Origin of the sequence: Bacillus infantis (genome assembly GCF_020171945.1) — a bacterium.
GTDB lineage: Bacteria > Bacillota > Bacilli > Bacillales > Cytobacillaceae > Bacillus_AB > Bacillus_AB infantis_A.
Map to the genome: position 1 here is coordinate 1 of NZ_JAIVAP010000037.1, position 2873 is coordinate 2873.

Sequence of the window (2873 nt, forward strand, 5' to 3'; positions counted from 1 at the left end):
TGTTGTAGCTTTATTTTCTATACACTTTTTTAGGAAATTAGCTAATTTCTCTGTTCTTCATTATAGAAATAACCGATTTTTATTAGTGTCCATTTTTAAGGGGCTTGACCACTGTCACCACTTTAAAAAAGCCAATTAATTTCCGCAATGATCCACTTTTCTTCAGTCCACCGGTACACTACCTCTAAATTCACATTCCCATGAACTTCACTCTGATATTTCTGCTTCAGCTTATAGGTATCATCGTTTATTTTCTCTATGGAATATGGCGCCTGTTCATCCATATAGATAGGGGATCCCATCGGTATAGCATAAAGCCCGTCTTTTTTCTCTTCCAGCATGTGGCCGTAAATATTTTCAAGCAGATCATAATCCATAAAATCGGTAAAATCACTATAGAGCTCTTTCTTGTTTGAAAAAGATTTATATTTATATTCGTCGCCAATATCATTGGAATGCTTCCTATCAATCTGCCTGAATCTAGTCATTAATTCCTTTGCTTTTTCTTTTGTAAGCGCAGGCGGAGAAAGAGGGACTGACTCCAGCTCTTTTGAGTCATCTTCTTCAATTTCCCCATCTATAGCAGAAGGATCACTTTCCTCTCCTTCTGTGTCCTCATTAACCGAAGGGCGATCTTGATTTTCCGGCTGATTGTCCTTTTGGTCTTCTATTGCAGCATCCTCTGCCTCCAGCCTGGCAATTTCTTCGGACAGATAGGATTGATGCCCTTTAGCTTCAAGGATAGAATCGGCAATTCTTAGAAAATCTAACTGGGAAAGGGAGCCTTCCTTTTCTACGGCCTGATAGAAGCCCTCTTCCTGCCAATATAAAATAGAGTGGGAGCTGTCATTGCTTTTATATAATACGCCCATCAGGTCAGGGCCCAGTGCAATCTCTGCAGAGCCGGCATGCTCCAGACCTTCAATTTCTTTTTGCATAGTATAGGTAAAGTATTCCCCGTTATTTTTCTCGTTTAGAAATACATGCTGATAAGTCTCACCACTGGTTTTCATATGTTCATATACATAGCCTTCCGGTACATAGTCCGGATAAATAAGCACTGGCTTCTTATCCTTTTCCCCCGGCGTTTCGAGTTCATGTCCTGAACCAAGATTCTGATTCTCGGAATATTTATCAGCCAGGTGGTAAATCCCTGTCGAGGAGACCAGCAGGAACGCAGCGGTTACTAACAGAGGAGCAATCCTGCTTCGTTTATTCCGTACACGTCTTGTATTCCCATCTATTTGCCTGAAAACCTGTCTCTTCATTCCTTCATCAAACACAAAACCGCTCAATTCACGTTCAATTTGGCTTTTCGCCTTTTTGAGCTCCCTTTCCATAATAAACACCCCTTTCTGATACTATTTCTTTTAACAGTTCTTTGCCCCGTGTCATCCTTGTTTTTACTGTATTTAAATTGATCCCGCAGATTTCGCCGATCTCCTTTTGGCTGCACTCTTTAAAATAATATAAGTATATGATTTCCCTGTATTTCATCGGAAGCTGGAAGACAGCCTCGAGAACTTCATCTCTTTCTGCTTTTGCCATGTATTCCTCTTCTGCTCCTGAATGAAGAAAAGTAGAGACATATTCACCAAGCACCATTTTCCGGTGATGCCAGCTTTTCAAATAATCCTTAAAATGATTCACGGCTATTCTATATAACCAGGTCTGCAGACCTGATTTGCCTTCAAAAGACTCGAGCTTCTCATAACATTTAATAAAAACTTCCTGGGCCAGATCCTCCGCGGTCTGACGGTTTCTTACGTATGAATAAGCTAAATGGAGCACTTCCGTCCCATACTGATCCATCAGCTCTGAGATAACCTGATGCCTATCCATTACGCCCCCCCTTTCTGCGCTGCACTTTCCTTAAATTCCTCCTTTAGACGACTTCAAGCTTCAAAAAGTTGTCAATTCCTGAACCTTTTTACAAAAAGACCCACTTTCCATAGTGTCTCCAAACCGTGGCCATACCGTGTCAGGCACCGTAAATGGACAGTTGGGCATGATTTGTATTTTTGAGGTGCCTGACACGCCTAGCCTGGACTTTTATCTTTGATGTTCTTCGTGTAGGTCTGCAGTAGAAACAGGTGAATTGATATAGTTATCATAGTTTATGGATTGAGGATTTTCAAAGTGGGATAGGATTTGATGTGTGTAGATGAGAGGATTTTGCTGATTATAATAATACGTCCTATAGCTGCTCCATTTATAGTCCTGAGGCTTTTCGACGAGCTGGGCCTTCAACGGGTTAAGGTGGATATATTTGCTTGCATCTAATTCATACTTGCGGGAATCAATCCACTCCCTGCCATAACGGCTTTCAAATAAGTGACCGGTAAATTCATATTTTTTATTAAAATAGCGGGCATACCTATAGTGAAGCTGTTTAATGATTGCACCTGTCGAGTCTTCTACAATTTCAAGAAGCAGGTGCACATGATTAGGCATCAGGCAGTATGCATGAAGAATGAAAGGGAGTTTTTCCTTTGTTTCACTCAAAAGACTTAAGTACTTGTTAAAGTCTTCATCCTCGAAGAATAGAACAGACCTCCTGATCCCTCTGCTTGTAATGTGAAACTTCGATCCGGGATAACATGCACGGTAATTTCTTGGCAATAGTCAACACTCCTTTGTAAGTAGAATATTGTGCGGAAGAAAAGAGGGGCATATTTAACTTCTTGATTTGTACCTGATTAACCTCCTGGGAATTAAAAAATTCCCTATTTTCTATTATTCTGATTCTCTAACCAATCGAGTAGGAGGAACGTCACCGTGCCGACCTCTCACAGCACCGTACGTACCGTTCGGTATACGGCGCCTCGAAAGTTTTATGAAATGATTATTTGTAATGATTTCAAGCCTAGCTG

3 protein-coding genes are annotated in these 2873 nt (G+C 40.9%); all 3 read right to left on the reverse strand.

The features are described from left to right. Window positions 1-122 precede the first annotated feature (122 nt). The 3 genes from LCM00_RS24455 to LCM00_RS24465 all read right to left on the reverse strand — a co-directional run bounded on the left by LCM00_RS24455 (window position 123) and on the right by LCM00_RS24465 (window position 2622). Window positions 123-1340, reverse strand: a complete 1218-nt coding sequence (locus LCM00_RS24455; protein WP_224906821.1) for a DUF4367 domain-containing protein — start codon at window positions 1338-1340, stop codon at window positions 123-125. Next, window positions 1303-1842: a sigma-70 family RNA polymerase sigma factor gene (locus LCM00_RS24460; protein ID WP_224906823.1), complete on the reverse strand. Its 540-nt coding sequence runs from the start codon at window positions 1840-1842 to the stop codon at window positions 1303-1305. Before LCM00_RS24460 ends, LCM00_RS24455 begins: the two co-directional genes overlap by 38 nt. A 210-nt stretch (window positions 1843-2052) precedes the next feature. Beyond that, window positions 2053-2622, reverse strand: a complete 570-nt coding sequence (locus LCM00_RS24465; RefSeq protein ID WP_224906826.1) for a transposase — start codon at window positions 2620-2622, stop codon at window positions 2053-2055. Window positions 2623-2873: the final 251 nt, after the last annotated feature.

Bases quoted from the DNA above. Each gene is read 5' to 3' on its own strand.
- LCM00_RS24455 (WP_224906821.1), bottom strand. From the start codon at position 1,340: ATGGAAAGGGAGCTCAAAAAGGCGAAAAGCCAAATTGAACGTGAATTG.
- LCM00_RS24460 (WP_224906823.1), bottom strand. From the start codon at position 1,842: ATGGATAGGCATCAGGTTATCTCAGAGCTGATGGATCAGTATGGGACG.